Origin of the sequence: Herbaspirillum sp. Sphag64 (assembly GCF_014192645.1) — a bacterium.
Classification (GTDB): Bacteria; Pseudomonadota; Gammaproteobacteria; order Burkholderiales; family Burkholderiaceae_D; genus Herbaspirillum.
Map to the genome: position 1 here is coordinate 268,236 of NZ_JACHYE010000003.1, position 20,959 is coordinate 289,194.

The following is a 20,959-nucleotide window of genomic DNA, read 5'->3' on the forward strand; positions in this document are numbered from 1 at the left end:
GTGACTATGGAGCGCGTCGTCATCACAGGGCTGGGTGCAATTTCAGCATTGGGCCAGGGTGCAGAGCACACGTTTCATCAGGCACTGAATGCCCAGTCGGGAATTGCACCATTGCAACACGAGCACGCCGAGAGCCTCAATGTCGGCGTAGCAGGGCAGGTCAAAGAGCCGTTGACTGACCTGATCCCCAAAGCAGAAGCGTCCTTTTTCGATCGCTTTGCCTTATTCGCCTGGGCCGCTGCCAGTGAAGCACTGGAGCAGGCTGGCATCAACCGCGACACTTTTACCGCAGAAGAACTGACGCGCAGCGGCGTGTTCTGGGGCACTGGTATGGGCGGTGCCGGTGCGGTGGAGGCGACGTATGTTGATCTCTATGTCAAGCACAAGACACGTGTGCGTCCGATGACGGTAGTGGCCGGCATGAATAATGCTGCTGCTGCGCAGGTTGGCCTCAAGGCCGGTTTTGGCGGTACCGTAAACACGTATAGCAGTGCTTGTGTCTCGTCTGCACAAGCCATTGGCGAAGCTTATCGCCATATTCGTCATGGCTACGGTGATCGAGTGATCGCCGGTGGATCCGAAGCCTTGCTGACCCATGGCGTGTTGAGCGCATGGGATGCGATGCGGGTGTTAGCGAACAAGGATGCGGAGCATCCTGAGCGTTCCTGCAAACCGTTTTCGAAAAACCGTAGTGGTCTGGTCATGGCTGAGGGTGGTGCAGCAGTGATGCTGGAGTCACTCTCGTCTGCGCAAGCCCGTGGTGCGAAGATTCTGGCAGAGCTGGTCGGTTACGGTACCAGCAATGACTGTACCCACATTACCAAACCGGACTCGGGTGGTCAGTCGCGTGCGATGCGGATGGCCTTGAGTGATGCCGGGCTGACGGCTGCCGATGTCGACTATATCAACGCGCATGGTGCCGGCACACAGGCTGGCGATGCGGCGGAGACAGAGTCGATCAAGATTGTCTTTGGCGACCATGCCAAGTCACTGATGGTCAGCTCGACCAAATCGGTGCACGGTCATGCGCTCGGTGCTGGTGGTGCGCTGGAGTTCATCATCGCGGTACTGGCACTGCGTCATCAGGCGGTACCACCAACAGCGTTCCTTGATCAGCCTGATCCAGAATGCGATCTGGATTATGTGCCGTTGCAGGCACGCCGTGGGCGGCTGTTGCGAGCAGCCATGTCGAACTCATTTGCGTTTGGTGGCTGTAATGTTGCGCTGATTGCGAAGCCGTTTGTGTAAGTTTAAGTTATTGCGTTGTCGCACGTGCTAGTCAATTTAGCCCTGTCAATTAGCGTTGGCAGGGCTTTTGGTTTTTATGCCGGACTTTCCAATGGCGAGTCAGCTTGCGGTTTGTCAGCCTGAGGTGGGCCACCCAGCGCCTTGTAAAGATCAGCCAGGTTGTGCAGTTGTGCCAATCGTAAGTGCAGTAACGTCTCCTCCGCTTGGTTTGCCGTCTCTATACTATTGAGCCAGGTTTGCATCGCTACTTCGCCGGCGAGATAACGACGTTGGCTCAACGCGCCATCTTGTTGGCTCAGTTCGAGGATGCTTAGTTGCTGTTCGATGTTTTCCAATAATCGGGCACGTGTGCCGAGGGCGTTGTCGACTTCCTGATAGGCGGTAAAGAGAGATTTTCGGAAACGTGCGACAGCAAGTTCGTAATCGGTTTCACGCGATTGGCGTTCCACACGGTGCTGCTGCCAATTCAAAAATGGCATGCTGACCGCCCCGCCAAGCGCTAATACCGGGTTTTGCAATAGATTGCCCAGACTCATACTGCTGGTGCCCATAGTGCCGGTCAGACTAAATGTTGGGAAAAAGGCCGCCTTGCTTTGATCCACCTGTACCAGCGTTGCTCGCAACAGTGCCTCAGCGGCCATCAGATCCGGACGCCGTTCCAGCAAGCTGCTGGGTAACCCTGCTGCGATCTGCTGCATGAATGGGGTGCTTGATAGTGCCGGGATATCAGGTAAAGAGTCTGCCAGTGGCTGGTTCAGCAATAAAGCAAGCGCATTGCGCTTTTGCTGCAAGTCTCCCAACAGATCTCGCCGGGAATTTTCCTGCGAGAGCAACGCACGTTGCGACTGCAATACCTCCAATTTAGCAATGGCACCAGCCTGGTATCGTGATTTGCTCAGTGCAACTGTCTGCTGCGCTTGAGCCAGTCGCCGATCCGACAAGGCAAGCCGAGCTGTCAGCGCAGCAATGTCCCAGTAAACGCTGGCAGTGGTGCTATCCGATAGCAGCCGTGCGGCCTGTTGATCATAGCGGCTGGCAATGAAGCGCTCGCCAGCCTCGCGCTGGTGAGCTGCGATGCGCCCCCACAAGTCAAACTCATAATTGATGCTCAGGCTGGTGCTAGAACTTTTCTGCCATTGTGTTGCGCTATCGACGGTGCGGCTACCATTCATGCCGACTGTTCCAGTCAGAGAGGGACGTGCATCGCTCTCGCTTAATCGAACCGACAGCTGTGCCTTACGGACATTGAGCAACGCCGTTTCCAAATCCGGGTTACGTAACCGCACTTGCTTCAGTAAATCTAATAGCACCGGGTCAGCAAAACCGTGCCACCAATCCTCTGGTGCGGCACCACCTGCAGGTTCAATTGTCCTGGCATGTTGCCATTCTGCGGGAATGCTGAGGCTCGGGCGTTGATAGTCAGTAGCCTGACAGCCAATCAGGCAGAAGGCCAGCATACCTGCTGGCATGCGCCAGATGTGGGCAAGCCGCCTCAATGTATTTGTATTCATCATTCTCTTGCCAAGGCATCGATGGGTTTCAGGCGTGCAGCATTACGTGCGGGTAGGTAGCCAAACACCACGCCAATCAGGGATGAGCACAGGAAAGCTAGTCCAATACCGGTGGGAGACAACGCCATTTGCCATTCCTGCACCACAAGCGAAAACAGGGCGCTCGTAAGATAAGACAGCAGCACGCCGATCAGACCGCCTACTAGACAGACCAGCACAGCCTCAGTCAGAAATTGCTGTAACACATCGCTCTGGCGCGCACCTACCGCCATACGGATGCCGATTTCACGCGTGCGCTCGGTTACCGAAACCAACATGATATTCATCACGCCGATACCGCCAACCACTAGTGAGATTACGGCAACCAGCGTCAGCAGCAATGCCAGAGTGCGACTGGTGTTTTCCACCGTTTTCAGGATTTCATCAATATTATGGGTAAAGAAATCCTGTTTGCCATGGCGCTGCAGTAGAAATTGCGTGAGTGCCTGCTCAGCCAGAGCGCTGGAATGCCCTTCACGTATCCGCACGACCAGGCTATCAAAATAGGAGTGCCCCAGAACCCGACTGGCCACCGTGGTGTAGGGTAGCCACATAGTCAATGTACCGCTGTTGGTAAAACTACCTTGTTTAACCTCGACCACGCCGATCACCATGGCAGGCACGATTCCAATCAAGATAATCTGACCAATCGCCGCATCATTACCAAATAATTTGCGTCGCAAGTTCTCGTCAATCACGGCAACCTGGTCCTGATGGCGGAGATTGGCGGTCGTAAAACCGGTCCCTTCGATCAGTTTTTTGCCTCGGACTGCAAGAAAGTCTTCTCCCACACCGCTGACCGTGGCACTCGTATCAGTATGCCGATAGCGAATACGCAGCGGGACGCTGCTCTCTGGGGTGATGGCCGCCACATAGGGTTCTCCAGCAAGTGCTGTCAGATCGTCTACTATTAATGTACGAATACTACTCGCCTTGTCATCGCTCCAGCTTTTACCGCGCAGTATTGTGATGGTGTTGGTCCCAATCGAGCGAATATCATTGAGCACATAATTTCGCGCACCGTCACTGATGGCGATAATGGAGACCACCGATGTAATCCCAATAATAATGCCTAGCATTGTGAGCAGGGTACGCAAGCGATGCGACAGCATCGCGAGCAAGGCCATGTGGAAGGCCTCCATCAATCTGGTCCAAATGGACATGCCGGCGCGCATGCTGGACGAAGGCTGCGGATCGATAGCAGGTGCGATCCGTGCCACAGTCGGCTGATCACCCACAATTTCGCCATCCCGGAGTTCGATGATCCGTTCGGTCTGCGCAGCGATTGCCGGATCATGTGTGACAATGATGATGGTGTGACCGGCGCCATGCAGCTCTTTGAGAATATGCATGACCTCGCTACCGCTATGACTATCGAGTGCGCCGGTAGGCTCATCGGCGAGAATGATGGCGGCGCCATTCATGAGCGCACGGGCGATTGATACCCGTTGTTGCTGTCCACCCGATAACTGACCTGGCCGGAACGATTCCTTGCCAGCCAGTCCCAGCCGTACCAATAATTTACGCGCGCGTTCGCGCCTATCCTTTTGTGCCATACCGGCGTACACCGCAGGCATGGCAACATTATCGACCGCACTCAGATGCGGCAATAAATGGTAACGCTGAAAGATGAACCCAAAGTGTTCGCGCCGCAGATGTGCAAGTTCGTCCGACGTCAGATCGCTGACACGACGGCCAGCGATACGATAATCGCCGGTCGATACCTGATCCAGTCCTCCCAGGATGTTCATCAGAGTCGACTTGCCGGAGCCAGAGGCTCCCATGATGGCCAGCATTTCTCCCGCACGTATCTGCACAGAGACATCCTTCAGGACCACCGTTTCCTCTGCACCGGATGAAAATCGCCGCCAGACTTGGCTGAGTTCGAGCAAAACCTCGCTCACAATACCACCACCGTCTCTGGGGACGTCGTCTGATTCGTGAGGGGATTGCTGATGACTACCAGTTCGCCGGAGACCAGTCCTTCCAGCACCTGGATGCGCGTGCTAGTCTTCAAGCCGGTGCGTATAACACGCGGGTTCAGCTTGCCGTCGGCAGTCTGCACCTGCACCGTATAGCGGTCATCTTGCTCTGGCGTCCCCAATGCTGCCAGCGGAATACTCAGTGCCTTCTCAACCTGCGCCAATACGATAGCAACTTCGGCCGTCATCTCAACCCGGAATAAGCCCTCGGGATTGGGGACATCAAACAAGGCTTTATAAAAGATGGCACCATTGATTTTTTCAGGCGTCGGCAGAATCGTGCGCAAAGTGCTATTAAAGCGCTTATCGTGTGCACCCAGGACAGTGAAATAAACCGGCAGGCCGGCCCGGATATGAATGATATCGGCCTCTGAGACAAATGCTTTGATTGTCACTTGCGACAAATCGGCCAATTTGAGTATGACCGGGGCCTGCTGCGTAGCGATGACGGTTTGTCCTTGCTGCGTGACGAGTTCCAGGACTTCACCGTCCATCGGCGCCAGAATGCGGGTATAGCCGAGTGTCGTACGGTTTTTGTCCACCTGAAACTCGCTCTGGCGGATCTTCGCACCCACTGTATCCAATTCTGCCTGCAAGGTGTGATACTGCGTTTGTGCTGCCAGCATTTCTTTTTCAGAGGTCGATTGTTCAAGCCACATCGTAGCTTGCCGCTGCCACTCCAGCTCAGCCTGTTTGAGCTGCACTGTTTTTGCTTTTTGCTGCGCAAGGTCTCCATCCAGTGAAGCTTGCGATACTTTTAATTCGTTCTGGATCAGTTCAGGATCAATTTCTGCCAGAAGTTGTCCCTTTTTTACCTTGTCACCAGCTTCGACGGAGAGGTGCTTTAGCTGCCCCGATGCCTGCGCGCCAATGTCGACTTGACGTAGTGCCTGAATCACTCCGCTGGCCAGGACGACACGCTTGAGTTCTCCTTGCGTAACCGGCGCGGTGAGGACGTAAGGAGCTGGAGGTTCGCTCAACCAGGCTTTGCCGAGGCCGACAAACACCGTGAGCAAAATGAGTAATAGAACACTGTAACGCACTGGGTGCTTTTTGATATTCATCGTGTGTAGCTTTTTCGCATGTCGATTTACAGCCCCAGGGACTTGTGTGATTGCGCATCGTTGTTACATCGAAGGGGCGAGAAACCTTTGCTGAAGATCTCGCGCCAAGAGAGGCGATGTGACCTGCGAGCTCCGTACAAGTTTCAAAAAAGATGCCGGGTATCACAAATCGAACATGGAACGAAGTGAGTGTTGCTTTATGAAATTAACAGGTGTTAAGGTTTTGTTCGCCTGCTTAAAATTGCCGACGATAGAAATATTTGGTGTAAGTTATCGACAGATGAGAGCATTTTGCCATTATCACTCACGATGTTGTAGACCTGTTCTCCAACAAGCTGGCCGGGTAATGCCAAGCAGGTTCGCGCTATCCATGTCGCGGTAGCGTATCTTTTAACTAAAGAACGAAGGATGAAATAATGATCAAAAAACTTTTTGCTGCGACTCTTTTTGCAGCGGCATTAGCACCTGTTGCGGCGCACGCCGCGATTTCCGGCCTGAACCATGTACCGGACGTCGATCGCTCACAAGTGACCATCCACAGTTGGACGATGACTGGCTTTAAGTTCGTCGGTGGTATCGATCCCCTTGCCATTAACTGCACTTGGGACTTGGTTGCGGTTGACAATAAAACCCGTCGTTTTATCACTATTGCCAGTGAGGTCAACACTGGTTCACTGCTAACAGGACTGTGTCAAAAGCCGCAGTCGCTGTAATGACGCAAGTCGATCCGCAACAAGACGGCGTTGACAAATATGGCCAAGAGGCCGGCGCCACAATGTGGTGCACGACGAGCAAGGCGGATCGATATTATTAAAAATGCCCTGCAAAGTCATTCTCAGCAGGGCTAAGTCAAATTCCCTTCCTATCGTCCATCTGTCGCTGTGACGCTCTCGCATTTGGCGCGACGATGACGCTCTTACTTTTCCATCACAAAATTGATTAAGGCATTCGTTACGTTTGCCCGCGGCTTGGCGCATTCGATCAGCGCAAATGGTTGTTTTATGCATTCGCTAAAAAATATATAAAAGATAATGCGAATGGGTATTTTTTAACCCTGGGTCCAGGTTCAGCACGAACCAGGTTAGGGGAGTACAACCATTTTCAACTCATCACATGGCGTCAGATAAATCTGTAATTGGTCAATCAAGGGCCGCTATGGGCGCTCAGGAAGCTTGGAAAGGAAAGCAATTTCTCAGCGAGGAGCATAACAGTGAACTACTCAAGAGACTCGCACGCGTGCCGGGAAGAAACGCGAACACTCTCACGGCGCAACAAATTGCTGGGAGCACGATAGGCCTGCTGGCTTTGGTTACCAATATTAGAACGACACCAGCGATTTTGACGCAAGGCAGCAGCAAACCCAATCAGTCACAAGAAATAGGACGATTTTCTGGGCCGCAGTATCACAATTTATCGAATTCGAGCAATCCCGCTGGAGTAGAGTCTATGCCTATGCTGGCGGGTGCAATACGTTCGGCGCACAATGATCTTGCAACACAAGCCGATGCAGATAACTTAAGCCGGCCCAGAAGGCATGTTATCGGATCCGTTGAGGTAGAAAAGCTTGTCATTCCTGAAGCGACAATACACCGGAAAAACTATCCTTACGATGTCGCTAAAAATAGCAAAGGCATGTTGGTCAGAGAGTTCGAGGAAAATCTCTACGTTGCGGCACCTGTGAAAGACAGACTGTCCATTTATTTGCATGGGCTCAAACCTGCGAGCGACTTTAATATTGTGCAAAACATGCTTGACGTGCCAGCTCTGATTGCATCTCAATCCAGGGCAGGAGCAATCGCAATGGCCAGGCAGAAATATGGTGAAGATTCCTTTGATATTTACGAATTACATTCAAATGGGTTTACTGGCGCGTCGCTGGAAAGTAACTATGTGGATGGACGGTTAAGCCCTGATCAGTTGCTGAAAATAAATAAGAATCACAATCGCATGTTGGTGCAATCGGAAATACATATCGATGCAGAGGCTGGACGTCCAGAGTTGATTGCAATGGTTAAAGCGGGGGGCGCGCAATCAAAGCATGTCGTACCGGGTAGCATCCTTGCTATGGACGGTATGTTGCAAACATCATTTAGTGGATATTTATACATACCTGTCTCAGCCATGCACTCCTATCGCGTGGGTTCGGATTACCTTGCAGAAAGCACAGTCAATTTCTTGCGCTGTTCGGAGACAGAAGAGGGTGGAATGGCATATGGAAAGGAAAATTTTGGCAAAAACAACTTTATGCTCTACAAAATTAAGGCCAATTCAAACCTTGGAATTTTTTGGTATCAAAATTATCTGTTCAATCAAAAAAATACAGCTGAAAAACTAGGAATTAATCCTGAAAATTTATTTGATACTTCAACGCTTTCCAAGCGAGACAGGCATTTTTTTGAATACCGTATGGTAGATCTTCGCGCCAAAATAGATAAAAAGGATTGGGAGAAGATTTTTGATCCGGGGCAGAAATTGGCTGAAATCGATACATCAATATCAAAAAGGTTGGCGGCTGCTCAAAAGGAAATTGAGGATATCGCGGCGCTATATGATCCTATTCTTAATCCACTATATTTCATAGAAAATTATATAAAAAGTGAAATTTTAGAATATGAAAAGATAACCGGAAAAAATACCGAATTGTTGCCTGAAAGTAAAATAAAAATTTCCTATTGCCGATCAGATGCCATTGTAATCGACCAGAGTGGACCGAGTCGTATTCCACACCCGAAGCCTGTTCCCGAAATTAGTTACTCTATGATAGATATTATTACCGGGCAGTATCTACGTGATCTAAACAGTCTGCACGGACCTGCAGGGTATCTGATTTTGGGATTTGAGCATGAAAAACTGATTAAAAAATTAACAGAAATTGATCTTCAGAACACAATGCTTGATCAGCTTTCAAATTATTTCTCAATCTCTAAAAATGTAGAGGGCATTAAAAAATATCATGTCGATATGATACGTCTGCGTTGCCTTCAATATCTGGATAATAAAAATATAAGTGGAAGTGGTAAACGGGCCGTTGAGGAATTTTTAGCAGGAAAAATTCATGCAAAGGAAGTGTTTTTTCACGAAATTAAATTGAATGGTGTATTTTTAGTTCCGGTTAAAAATGGAGGTATTTTATTTAGTGTAAATGATAAAAAATATTTTGAGGCGCTAGAAAAAAATATAAATGTATATATATCTGGAAATTTTGTCGAAATATCGATTCCAGGATTCCCGGAGTCAGATGAATTTAGAAGCTGGATATTGAATAAAATACCTTATTATTATCAGGATAAATACAGAAACAATCCATCATTATTTTCTGCGAAAGTAGTTAATGTGGAAATTCACAATGACGGTCCATTCTGGGGAAGTAACTTCCCGATCAGGCAAGACACTCAGCTACCTTTTACTCTGAGTAAACCTCAAGAACTGGGAAAATTGATCGATGGTATCGTGTTCAGTGAAAAAGATCGGCTGTCAAAAGATATCGACTACCTAATCCGCACACCTAAAGAACAGCTCATACACGTGTTCTCGGACATTACTCGTGATGTACTCGGATTTGCCGCCTTGGTGGCAGGGTTCGCTATCACGGGAGGTTCAACCAGTGCTGCGTGGTCTCGTATTATGATCCCCTTGGCCATTGACGCTGCTTCGGTAGTTAACAGCTTGCTGCAAGCGGCATCGGCTGATCGTATAAGTCGTGTTGAAGAGTGCCAAGCCGAAGCCTTGATGGCTGGTGCACTCGGGATCATGGGTTTGGGTATCGGCGTCAAACTAGATGCGAAACTTCTTAAACAAGGTGTCAGTGTAAGTAAAGCCCTCAAGCTATTCCGTCAACAAAAAAGTGGTTTTAACAATCGACAGAAATGGTTTATGTCACCAACACGACTCGACGATGGGCGCATTGGTTATCCATTGAGTCCCCAGCGGCCACCAGCGCTTGGCGTTGAGCCAGATAGTGCCAAAGCTGTTCTTCCCGTCGGAGGGGCGGATGATGCTGCCAATATTCCCTGGGGGCAAGGGAAACTCGTCGACGAGATAAAAACGGGAAAGATTGCAGAAAACGGGAGGATGCAGATTGATCACGACGCGAAGCAGGGAGCGCCGCATCTTGCTCCTCTCAACGGTGCAGTGACGGCAGTGGATGTCTTCAAGCCCCGCCCAGCCGGCATCATTCAAGGGGTGGAGGTGATTATTCCGATGGATGGCGTGGAAATGTTTGTCGAGAGAAACATTATCAAATACAGGGTAAAAAATGTAGATGGAGATGTAATTATTGTTAAATATGATTCAGATAAAGGAGGTTGGCATCGTGTTTTCATCGATAGATCTGTCTCAACCGATTTTATATTGATAAAAAAAACAGATAATTCTTATCAATGTAAAATTGTTTCAGAGAAAGAATTCTCAAGTGCGAAAAAAAATGGATTTGCAGAGCCAGTTAAATTCAGGAAAGTAAATTTTGGACGCATTCCTAAAGTTCCTGTGAATCCACGGTCAATTCCGAAGAAAATTCATTCGGTGTGGATCGGCGACGATATTAGTCTAGAATTATCTGAAAATATTATCAATAATGCAAAAAATAGTGGTGGTTACGAATATACTTTGTTCGTTGATGCAAATGAGGGAAAATTAAAAAATATTGAAAAAATGATAAACAATAAAGTTTCGAATCTGAAGGTCGTCGATCTGAATAAAGAGGATTTTTTTAAAAAATTTAAAGGTGATGATACGTACAGAATGTATGAGTTTTTTCGTTCGGGAAGGACGCAGAACCTAGCAGCATGCTCTGATGTATTAAGATACAAGGTACTGAATGAATTTGGCGGAACCTACCTTGATGCTGATGATTCTATCGTTAAATTTGTTGGAAACGTTGACCTGAAGGCAAAGAAAAATGACATTTTGCTAAATAGGTCTATTGGGCATCAAGGTACTAATTTTTTTGGATTTGGAAATAGCAATATCGCATGCCATCCGGACAATAAGATGTTGGATGAAATAATTGGTGAAATGATTGTTAGATTCGATGAAAATAGAAATTGGTTATTTAAAAATAGGCCTCGGGTTAATTTTTTTTCTAAAAAAGAAGATGTTATAAAATTTCATGAGTATCAGAAAAAAATATTTCATATAACAGGCCCTGATTTGCTAACTGATGTAATCAAAAAGAAAAATACAGGTTCTGGATATATGGCTAATCTGGAGATGGAGGTAGAAATTAACAATATAATTTTACCTAAAGAATTTGAGGCGGCGAAAATAAATGCTGAAAATTATTACTTTCCTTTCCATAAACGTTTTCCGATAAAAATCGGTAGTCAGAACTCCATGAGGCAAGTCCGTTAGAACCTTGGTCATCCTGACAGTAGTTCGCCCGCACAAAATTGAAATTACCGAGACATATTTTTGCGTACTGGTTGTGAAGCCGTTTGTCTAATTAGCTCATTATCTGATCGGCGCTTGGGTCACGGTTGCATAAAAAGCCTTGCCAATGCCGTTGGTGGTTTTTTTCGTTGTTGCGCTTACTAGCTTATGCCTCATCCCAGAATGTGTTGAGACCTTCGATCCGTTCGTCCGAGGCGTGGCGCGCAGGGCGGCGGCTTCGGGACGGCTGATCGCTGGTGCGGTTTGGTCGTCGGCATCGGCATCCTGATTGACTTCACGCACGAGAGCGCTAGCGAAAATGATTCGCATTGGCGAGTGGATGCCTGCACTGATATCGCGGCCGAGTTTAATGAAGTCGGCGAAATTTTCTTTGGGGTCGGGACCGTGAGTCCATTGAAAGTCTTGGTAGGCGGGGTTGGTATTGTGCTGTGGTCAGACGTGTTGAAGCTAGGCACAAACTTCGGTACGCGGAAATTTGAGGCATAGCGTGACTCCTTAGGCAGCTGGTTTACTCTTGATTCAGGGCGAACGAGGTTTGCTATCACTGCCTCCCAACTTCCGGCGTAATCGTCGCCAGCCGATCACCACGGCACTGACCGACAGCGCCAGACCACCGAGACTGAGCAATAGCAAAACCGTTGTGCGCCAGCCTGGATGGCGCAGCATCGGCGCCAGATCCCAACTGTGCAGCAGGCTGAACAGCCAGCGTCCGGTACGCTCAGTACGATCCAGACTTAATACCGGTTCACCGGTACTGACATCGATGTAGACCGTGCTTGTGCCGGGATCGGCAAAGGTCAGCCTGAGCACAGGCAAGTGGCGGCTGGCGTCTCCCATCATGGCTTGTGGGTCGCGTCGGTAATAGTAGTTGTCATAGTCGTTAAGCGACATGCTGCTCGTGATCGGATAAGGGAACAATCGTTGCGCCGCCTTCTGTAATCGTGCCAGCGGCCACTGCGGCAGGATAGTCAGCGTTTTCTTGTCCTGCAGGAGCAGGCGTGTGCGATCAGCCTGATCCCGCGCCAGCACAAACGGCTGACCATCCAGCACCTTCCATTCGAGCATGACGGCCTCAAAACCATGGAGATGCAATTGCCGTAGTAAAGCATCCGGAGGGATGTTGAGGTGCATCTGGTCAGACACCTCACCGGTATAGGCAGCCAGATTCGGGGACATGTTTGCCGAGAATACGCTCAAGGGATTCATCGACATCAGTCCGCTGAAAATCCAGCTCAGCGTGATCGCAGCAAAGCCTAGCCCAAGCAGGTGATGCCAGCGCATCCAGCCACTGGCATACGGCGAGCGCGAGCCCGACTTGTAGCGACCATTGAAGCGCCAACGCCAGATGCCAACCAGAATGCCACTGCACGCCAGTAGTACGCAGACGAACGACAGTGCGATTACAGTCCAGCTCCAAACGTTGTCTACCGGCTGATTCTTGAGTGGATACAGCCAGTGCAGCCATGCGCCGACAAGGTTCCAGCGACGTTGTGCCAATGGTGCCTGCAGGATGATCTCGCCGGTCTGTGATGAGATATACAGCAGGCTGGCATCGGCATCGTCCATTTGCACCATGTGCAGTGGACGATGCTGGTTAAAGCCTCGCGAGTGTGTCCAGCGGTCTTCATTGATTGACCCCAGATAGCGCGCCGGGACGCCGGGCAGGAATACCTGCGCCGCACGCAGCGCTGCATCAGTGCTAAAGCTGCCTGCCACCTTGCCGGTAAGGGCATCAACGACTGCGCGCTTGCCATCCGCGCCTTGCAGCACATAGCGCGGACGACCATCGGTGGCCTGCAACACAAGCCGTTGTACGCTACCGATGTCAAGCGCAGTGAGTTGCCCGGGGGACAGATAGGGCAATTGCTGTTCCAGTGTCGGCAGATGCTGCAGGCGATCCCAGGGCGTGAGCTTGGGATAGCCGACATACAACATCACCATGCCACTGACAAACCAAAGCGTCATCAGCAGGCAGCCGAAGATACCTGCCCAGCGATGCAGCAGATAGATCCAGCGCCGTGGACGCGTCCATGTTTGACTGAACATGCTTAGAACCGGTGATTGACACTCAGCATGACTTCGCGACCGGGGCCGTACAACCATTGGGTATCGTTGTAATAAGCAGTCGTGAAGTAATGCTTGTCGAATACATTGTTGGCGCGCAAGGTGACCGTGGTGTCAGGTCGGGCCTGCCATTTGAGCGCCAGATCGATGGTGGTGTAGGCCGGTAACATGAGCGTGTTGGCATTGTCGGCAAAGCGTCGGCCGACGTATTGCAAGCCACTGCTGGCAGTCCAGGTGGGCATGAAGTCCCAGCTCAACCAGGCATTGGCAAGTCGTTCCGGGACGTTGGTAGGCACATTGCCGTCACGCGAGACGGCCACGCCGTTGACCGATTCCGAGAAGTTGTCGTAACGGGCACGCAGCAGAGCCGCATTCAGGTCGAGCTTCCATGTTTCAGCAAAGGCCAGCGACAGGGTTGCCTCGATACCGTGTGACGACTGCTCACCGATCTGGATGTTTTGTGTCGGATTGCTGGCGTCACGCGTGAGCAGATTGTTCTTGCGAATCTGATAGGCGGCCAGTGTCCATTCACCACGCTTGGCCCAGAAGCTTTGCTTGATACCGACTTCCAGCTGACGCCCGATCGAGAGGTCGAATTTGCTGTTGGACTGGGTCAAAAACAACATGCTGCTCACAGGTGCAGCAGCCTTGGCATATTGGCCGTAGACGCTCAGTTCCGGCGTGACCGCAAATACTGTGCCCAAGCGCCAACCCACGCTAGCGAACTGCTGCTCGAAATTGTTGGTTGGTGTGATCAGGTCGCTACGGGAGACATCGGAATGGTCAAAGCGCAGTCCGGCCATCACCGAGAGCTGGTCTGTCAGGTCGAGTTTGTCTTCCGAGAACAGCGCATATTGGGTCGCCGTGTTGCGAAAGCGCGGCAGGAACGCAACTGCGCTGCTGTAGGTGCCGGGATCGAAGTTGGTTGGATCAACCGAAGTGAAGGAGCCTGTATAGGTGTTGTTGGTGTGCAAAAAGGTCGTGCGATTGACGTCAAAGCCGAGCGAAACCTGATTTTTCAGACCCAGCAGGTGGCCATCAAAAGTGACGTTGGTGGTATTGCCGGTCTGTGACTGATCATGCCGAATCTCGGTTGCGCCAGAGCGGTCGATCAAGCCAGTACTGGCGTTGTAGGTGTAATCCTCCGCATTGCGCCAGTAGCGAATACTGTTGATCTGGTACAACTGCGTATGGACCTTGGTCTCAGCGTTGGGAGTCCACTGGGCTTCGAGTTGGGTCCAGCGATCGCGGAAGTCGATGTCGCTGTTATTGACATCGTAATTTTCGTTACGCAGGGATGACAGTTGCTGTCCGTTGACCAGCGGCGTACCAAAATAATGCATTGGCCGCTGATGTCCCTGTGCATAGCTCAATTGCAGAAACAATTCAGGCGAGACATCAAGGCGCAAGGCAGCTGATACCGAAAGATTATTTGAATAGCCGCGATCAACCCAGCCATCGGAGCGATCGCCACTGATGTCGACGCGGTAGGACCACTTGTCGTCAATCGCACCGCCGCTACCAAAGTTCATCTTTTGCGTATTGTTGGTACCGACCGTGAAGCCGACCTCGCTCTCAATCGGTCCCCGGCTTGGTTTTTTGGGGACCACGTTGACCACCCCACCGATAGCACCGTCACCATAAATCACGGATGCCGGGCCACGCAGCACATCGATGTGATCGATGCTAGCGGTATCAAACGGAAAACTGATACCGACGCCGCCATATTGGCGTACGCCGTCATAGAGCCACATGACCGAGGTGGTATCGGTAAAGCCGCGCACCGACAACGAGCTGCCGCTGTTACCGGGATGTCCCATGTTGCTGTAACCGGTCGAGCGCGTAATGGCGTCGACGATCTTGCTGTCGCCATATTCATCGAGCTGTTCGCGGGTGATTACGCTCACGCTGGCAGGCGTTTCCAATGGCGTCAGATCAAGATTGGAGCCGACTGTGACCGGCTTGTCGAGTTGGCCGGCAGTATTTGCCGAGACGGAAATCGCTGGCAAGGCAGCTTCCTGGGAGTCGGCCGCCCAGACTGAGAGCGTTGGCAATAATGCGCATGGTGCGCAGGCCAGCAGACGTAGCCAGTGGTGAGAAAAGGGGGCGTACGGAGAGCGAGTTGATGTTGTTTTTTTCATGGTCATGATGAGTTCGATGCGTTCGATAAGCGCAGCCGAGCGACACTACGCCTGATCGCACGAGTGTGATCGAGACAGGCGCAGGTCGCGCAGATGCCGGCACTAGCCCTGAGAGCTAGTGCCGCAGCAGGGCGGCGGGAGTGTTGATGTAGCGGGTTAAGCTTCGAATGCAGGCGGGCCGCGCGGCCGATTCGTCAACCATGCAGAGCGCAACACAAAACCCTGCGCCTTGGTGACTGGGAGGGAAAAACGGTAGACCAAATGACCAAGAACCAGATCGATACGATCTGGTGAGGAAGTGGCGATGGTGTGCTTGCAGCAGAGGGGGCAGTGCCGATGATGATCCTGATGGTTCTGCTTGCTGGTCGGATCAAGCAGTTGTGCCGTGGTGCCGGTGACGGAGCAGACATCGTCACCGGGTACATCGTGGACGACAGTCGCGCTTTCTGCCTGCATGGGTACAGCCCACAACATCGTCAATAGGGAGACGATGCAGAGCCAGCACAACAGTCGGACCAGGTACGCAGTATTTTTCATCGGCGCCGATTCTACATGGCGGGATGACAATGTGACTGCCAATGAAGGGGGGCTGCGACAATTGGTCGCATGTAGAAGGCGCGTCAGCGCCGGTCAGTAGGCGGTAGCAGCGATAGTTGCAAGCGCCAGGCGCTGGAAAATAAGTGATCTCTCGATGCGATGTCGACAATATTTATCTGCCGCATGCATTTCCGAGTACCTTCATGGTTCATTCAAGTAGCCAAATTTGACGGATCAGCAGGCAATCGCCGCAGCATTACAAGGCGACTTCTCGATGGTATTTTTTACAGTGCATATCCATAAAAAATCGCTTCTCGACACGAAGCGCGTTCCCGGATGGTGAATGGATTCAAACTCAATTTTGATGCCAATTTGGCCCTCCTCTGCAGCGTTTTACAACAAATGGTATTCTCAGCGCCCTGTAAGGGATTCTTAATTGTATGTCCCTTAGGTTTTGCAATTGCTGCTATGACAAGCAGCTCACTGAATAGCATTTGTAGGTATGTATCAGCACAACCCCGACGATCAGTCTTATCACACCAAGGCCGCTTTTGAAAATGGAAGGCTGGTTTGTATCCCTTGCTTGCGCAAGCACAGTCTGCCCCTGACGTTTACTGGCCCGCTACATTACGCAACTTGTACCATGTGCCACACAAAAGGGTCTGTGGCACAACAGCAGCGTAAATGATCGTCATTTGCGCGTGAGCTCTAGTCCCATTCATGCCAGCGTAATGTCGATGCCTTCGCTGGCATAGGGTGCCACCAGTTCCGGCGCGCAGCTGTGGTGCACCACAATCCGGCTGACTTCCCGTAATGGCACGATTTCAAATGGCGAAGTTTTGTCTAGCTTGTCGGGCGAGGCCAGCACCACGGTTTCTGCTGCGGCCCTGCTGAATGCACGTTTAACACCAGCTTCGTCAAAGTCCAGTGCCGTCACGCCAGCGCGGGGATGGAGACTGCACACACCCATGAAATACTGATCCGCGCGAATGCCGGCAATCTGCTCGAGCGTGCTGCTGCCCATGGCGACCACGGAGTGGCGAAACAGCTTGCCGCCAATGATGATGACTTCAATCTGCGGATGTCCGACCAGTTCCACCGCAATCGACGGTGAGTGAGTCACTACCGTTGCCTGCAAGTCGTGCGGCAATTGACGCACCATCTGCAGGCAGGTCGTGCCGCCATCGATACAAACCACCTGACCAGGCTGCACCAGCGCCGCTGCGGCGCGGCCGATTTCTTCCTTGGCACCTGGCTCAATGCCGTGGCGATCAGCAAACATCACCAGTGGTGGCGTCAGCGGCAATGCGCCGCCATGGACGCGCCGTAATAATCCTTCTTTTGCCAGTTCCCGCAAATCGCGCCGGATCGTGTCTTCCGACACGCCCAGACTCTCGCTAATGCTCTTGGCGACGATACGTCCTTCGCGGCTGAGTAGATCGAGTAAGTGTTTCTTGCGTTGACTGGTGAACATGGTACGGCCTGGCTTTCCTGGTTCAGTACGGAGTTACGTGCACGATTTTGCCTGATTATAACAATGTATTTACACGTATTTTCTTGAAATTCGACAAAAAAGCGTGATATTGTTGCTGTGTTTTGCACGAATTTGCCCATATCGGCAATTTGTGTTGGTTAAACGTGCATCATCACACAGGAGTAGGAATATGAACAATGACCGCGTACGCATTCGTCATGTGGAGGTACTGTCGGACGACTGGTATCTGCTGAAAAAAACCACTTTTGATTACCGGCGCGCCGATGGCAGCTGGCAAACCATGAGTCGTGAGACCTATGACCGGGGCAATGGCGCGACGATCCTGCTCTACAACCTGACGCGGCGCAGCGTGATACTGGTGCGTCAGTTCCGTTTTCCAACCTATGGTGAGGAGCATGATGGCTTTCTGGTGGAAACACCGGCCGGTTTACTCGACAACGCCAGTCCGGAGCGACGGATTCGGGCCGAGGTGGAAGAGGAGACTGGTTACCGGGTTGGCGCGGTGCGCAAGGTGTTTGAGGTCTACATGAGTCCTGGTTCAGTGACCGAGAAGCTGCATTTTTTTGTTGGTGAATATCAGGTCGATGAACGCGCCAGCGATGGAGGCGGCAATTGGGAAGAGGGCGAAGACATAGAAGTCATGGAAATACCCATCCAGCAAGCGCTGCTGATGGTGGCGGAAGGAGAGATTGCCGATGGTAAGACCATCATGTTGCTGCAGTATGCGCAGTTGCATCTGTTTGGCAAGGCAGCCGGGAATAATTGACTGTGCTCAGTGATAGAAAATCTAACAAAATACATGGTGCGGAAAAGCTTGATGAAACTTGCTCTTTCCTGCTCTCATAGGAGCTTATACAATCAGCCAGCACCAAGTGTTGGTGATAGCCTCTTACTATTTTGTTAGATTTATTTGGATATATCCTGCGCATGCACCGTCTTCCTCCATTGAACTCCCTGCGCAGCTTCGAGGCTGCGGGACGCCTCAAAAGCCTGACCAAGGCGGCCGATGAACTGTCTGTGACACACAGTGCCGTGGCTCAGCAAATCCATCAGTTGGAGAGTTACCTGGGCCAGAACCTGTTTGACCGTCAGGGGCGGGCATTGGTCCTGACGCCGCGTGCGCGTCACTTCCTGGTCGATGTATCGGGCTGTTTGTCCCGACTGGCAGCAGCGACAGAGCAGATGCGCGCCAATCCGGCACGACGTAAGCTGCGGGTCAGTGCCTCGATCTCGTTTGCGCATGGCTGGCTCTTACCGCAGCTCGCAGCGTTCCATGCACGGCATCCAGACATTGATGTGGAACTGGTCACCTCGCCCGACTTTGCGGTTGATCAGCTCGATGAGACTTGCGATGCGCTGATCCGTCGTCATCAGCCCAATTTGCGCCGCATCGGCTTTGTATCAAAGTTGCTGGTACCGAACCGCGCCATACCAGTCTGCTCTCCCGGCTTTCTTGCCTCGCACGCATTACACCAGCCGGGCGACCTTCGGCCAGCTCGGCTATTACATTTTGCGGGGCTGCCGGAAATGTGGCAATGCTGGTTCCATGCAGCCGGTGTCACCACGAGCGAGACCCTGGCCGGTCCAGTGTATGACCACTTTCTGCTCCTGATGCAGGCCGCCGAGAGTGGCATCGGGATCGGTCTGGCCCCCCAGTTTCTGGTTGCGCAGGCTGTGGCGGAAGGGAAACTGCTACCGTTATTTCCAGAAGTGATGCTGCAGGGACCACCGTTTTACTGCCTGTATCGTGATACGCCAGATGATGCCGATCTGGAGTTGTTCCTGAACTGGCTGCTGGAAGCCGGACAAAGCGCACAAGATATCTGCATGGACCAGACCATGGCTTAGGTCAGAAATGGATAGGAATGGATAGAATGGGCGCTCTGGCAAAAATAATGCCGTCACGGTTGAAACCATTTAACCAGTCAATACGGAATTTCATGACGTTATCGAACCTGTTGCAACGTTCACCTGTTTACCTCAGAACGACTGGTGCTGCGGCGATGCTGCTGGCACTCGGGGCCTGTGCGGTGCAGCCGAGCTATGCGCCACAAGTACTCAAGACACCTGCTGACTGGGACAACCGTCTGCCATCGGCGCAGGCAAGTGTCGATAGCGATGAGCATAGCAATAGCGCGACAACAGATAACGGGCAGTGGTGGATCCGACTGGGCGATCCGGCCATCGTCAGCCTGATCCAGTCAGCCTTTGCTGACAATCCGACGCTGGCACAAGCTGTCGCCCGGATCGATCAGGCCCGTGCGGCGGCCGGGCAGGCCGATGCGCAGCGTCTGCCCAGCGTCACCGGCAGTGCCAGCCTGAGCCGCGCCAAGACCGAGAACACGCTCGGTGTCGGCAGCTCCACGACCTTGCTGGAAACTTCTCGTACCATCGGTTCGAATTTCAGTTGGGAGATTGACCTCTGGGGACGTCTGCACGAGTCTGCCAATGCTGCTCAGCGCCGTCTTGACGCGCGTACTGCAGATGCGCAGGCAGCTCGTCTTTCGCTAGCGGCGCAGGTAGCCAGTACTACGCTGGCATGGCGCGCCTGCGCATTTTCCCTGCAGGTGCGTGATGCCGATATCGCCTCGCGGGAAACCGAACTGGCGCTGACCCGGCAACGTCGCGCCGTGGGTTATATCGCACCATCGGCCGAGTTCAGTGCCCAGGCCAACCTGGCCAATGCCCGTACAGCACGCATCAGCCAGCAGGAGCAATGCACACGGGACGTCGATGCGCTGGTGGCATTGAGCGGGCAGTCTGGCGCGGCGGTCAGGGCCTTGTTGTCGTCTGGTGTTGGTCGTCAACCACAAGCCGACGCAACGACGCTGCTGACCGATGTCAGCCAGATCATGCCGAGCCCGCCTGCCGTGCAGGCTGAGTTGCCAGCCACTGTCTTGCGCGAGCATCCCAGTCTGGTCTCGGCGGAGCGACAGGTTGCTGCTGCCTGGTCTGATATCGCCGTTGCCAAGGCACAGCGTCTGCCCGATGTCAGCCTGAGCGCGGCTCTGTCCGGTCAATGGTTACGGGCGTTTGGGACGAACGTGGCGTTCAATGCCTGGTCGCTGGGACCATCAGTGAGCGTGCCGCTGTTTGACGGCGGCGCCGGTGCCGCCAATGTGGATGCGGCCACCGGTCGTTATCGCGAAGCCCTTGCCACTTTGCAGGCCAATCTGCGCACCGTGGTGCAAAACGTTGAAGATGCTTTGGCCGGGCAGCTTTCTGCTGATCAGCGCGTGATTGCATCGCAGGATGCGGTCGAATCAGCGCAGCGTAGTTACGCAGCTACGTTGGCGCAATGGCACGCCGGGGCCATCAGTATGTTTGAACTGGAAGATGCTCGCCGCGCACGCCAGACCGCCGAAGAAAACTTTATCGCTGCCAAGCGTGATCAGGGGCAAGCCTGGGTCAGTTTGATGCTGGCAACGGGGCAGATCGATCATGTCTATTGATCGCATCGCGAATTCCAGCAAGAGCAATCAAAAGCCAA

General features: G+C 52.2%; 13 protein-coding genes. 6 read left to right on the forward strand and 7 right to left on the reverse strand.

Going from position 1 to position 20,959, the window contains the following annotated elements:
- The first annotated feature begins 6 nt into the window (after positions 1-6).
- On the forward strand, positions 7-1,248 hold the full coding sequence (locus tag FHW66_RS08370) for a beta-ketoacyl synthase (protein ID WP_183379309.1): 1,242 nt from the start codon (positions 7-9) through the stop codon (positions 1,246-1,248).
- 74 nt (positions 1,249-1,322) lie between these two features.
- Here the strand turns inward: FHW66_RS08370 and FHW66_RS08375 are convergent, their stop codons facing one another.
- From FHW66_RS08375 to macA, 3 genes are read right to left on the reverse strand one after another with little or no spacing between them, the layout of a single operon-like run.
- Positions 1,323-2,762 (reverse strand): efflux transporter outer membrane subunit, encoded by a 1,440-nt coding sequence (locus FHW66_RS08375; protein ID WP_183379310.1) that lies wholly within the window; start codon positions 2,760-2,762, stop codon positions 1,323-1,325.
- A complete protein-coding gene (locus FHW66_RS08380; RefSeq protein ID WP_183379311.1) occupies positions 2,759-4,702 on the reverse strand; it encodes a MacB family efflux pump subunit in 1,944 nt (647 codons plus the stop codon). Before FHW66_RS08380 ends, FHW66_RS08375 begins: the two co-directional genes overlap by 4 nt.
- Positions 4,699-5,844 carry a macrolide transporter subunit MacA gene (gene macA, locus FHW66_RS08385; protein WP_183379312.1) on the reverse strand — a complete coding sequence of 382 codons (1,146 nt, stop codon included), beginning with the start codon at positions 5,842-5,844 and terminating at the stop codon, positions 4,699-4,701. The genes FHW66_RS08380 and macA overlap by 4 nt, the downstream gene beginning before the upstream one ends.
- Positions 5,845-6,260: 416 nt before the next feature.
- Here macA and FHW66_RS08390 point away from each other — a divergent pair, with 416 nt between their 5' ends.
- On the forward strand, positions 6,261-6,557 hold the full coding sequence (locus tag FHW66_RS08390; RefSeq protein ID WP_183379313.1) for a hypothetical protein: 297 nt from the start codon (positions 6,261-6,263) through the stop codon (positions 6,555-6,557).
- Between the two features lie 400 nt (positions 6,558-6,957).
- Entirely contained in the window at positions 6,958-11,193 is a 4,236-nt protein-coding gene (locus FHW66_RS08395; RefSeq protein ID WP_183379314.1) for a TcdA/TcdB catalytic glycosyltransferase domain-containing protein, read from the forward strand.
- Between the two features lie 558 nt (positions 11,194-11,751).
- Here FHW66_RS08395 and FHW66_RS08400 read toward each other — a convergent pair.
- The 4 genes from FHW66_RS08400 to FHW66_RS08415 all read right to left on the reverse strand — a co-directional run bounded on the left by FHW66_RS08400 (position 11,752) and on the right by FHW66_RS08415 (position 17,448).
- Positions 11,752-13,278 carry a PepSY domain-containing protein gene (locus tag FHW66_RS08400; RefSeq protein ID WP_183379315.1) on the reverse strand — a complete coding sequence of 509 codons (1,527 nt, stop codon included), beginning with the start codon at positions 13,276-13,278 and terminating at the stop codon, positions 11,752-11,754.
- A gap of 2 nt (positions 13,279-13,280) precedes the next feature.
- The gene (locus tag FHW66_RS08405; protein WP_183379376.1) at positions 13,281-15,437 is read right to left on the reverse strand and encodes a TonB-dependent receptor; all 2,157 of its coding nucleotides are present in this window, start codon (positions 15,435-15,437) and stop codon (positions 13,281-13,283) included.
- Positions 15,438-15,593: 156 nt separating this feature from the next.
- Complete coding sequence (locus FHW66_RS08410) at positions 15,594-15,974, reverse strand: DUF2946 family protein (RefSeq protein WP_183379316.1); 381 nt, start codon at positions 15,972-15,974, stop codon at positions 15,594-15,596.
- Positions 15,975-16,692: 718 nt separating this feature from the next.
- Positions 16,693-17,448, reverse strand: coding sequence for a DeoR/GlpR family DNA-binding transcription regulator (locus FHW66_RS08415; RefSeq protein WP_183379317.1), 756 nt, complete (start codon positions 17,446-17,448; stop codon positions 16,693-16,695).
- Between the two features lie 190 nt (positions 17,449-17,638).
- Here FHW66_RS08415 and FHW66_RS08420 point away from each other — a divergent pair, with 190 nt between their 5' ends.
- From FHW66_RS08420 to FHW66_RS08430, 3 genes are all read left to right on the forward strand, one after another.
- Positions 17,639-18,235 carry an NUDIX domain-containing protein gene (locus FHW66_RS08420; protein ID WP_183379318.1) on the forward strand — a complete coding sequence of 199 codons (597 nt, stop codon included), beginning with the start codon at positions 17,639-17,641 and terminating at the stop codon, positions 18,233-18,235.
- A 161-nt stretch (positions 18,236-18,396) separates the two neighbouring features.
- Positions 18,397-19,317, forward strand: coding sequence for a LysR substrate-binding domain-containing protein (locus tag FHW66_RS08425; protein WP_183379319.1), 921 nt, complete (start codon positions 18,397-18,399; stop codon positions 19,315-19,317).
- Between the two features lie 92 nt (positions 19,318-19,409).
- Positions 19,410-20,921, forward strand: coding sequence for an efflux transporter outer membrane subunit (locus FHW66_RS08430; protein ID WP_183379320.1), 1,512 nt, complete (start codon positions 19,410-19,412; stop codon positions 20,919-20,921).
- The last annotated feature ends 38 nt before the right edge of the window (positions 20,922-20,959 follow it).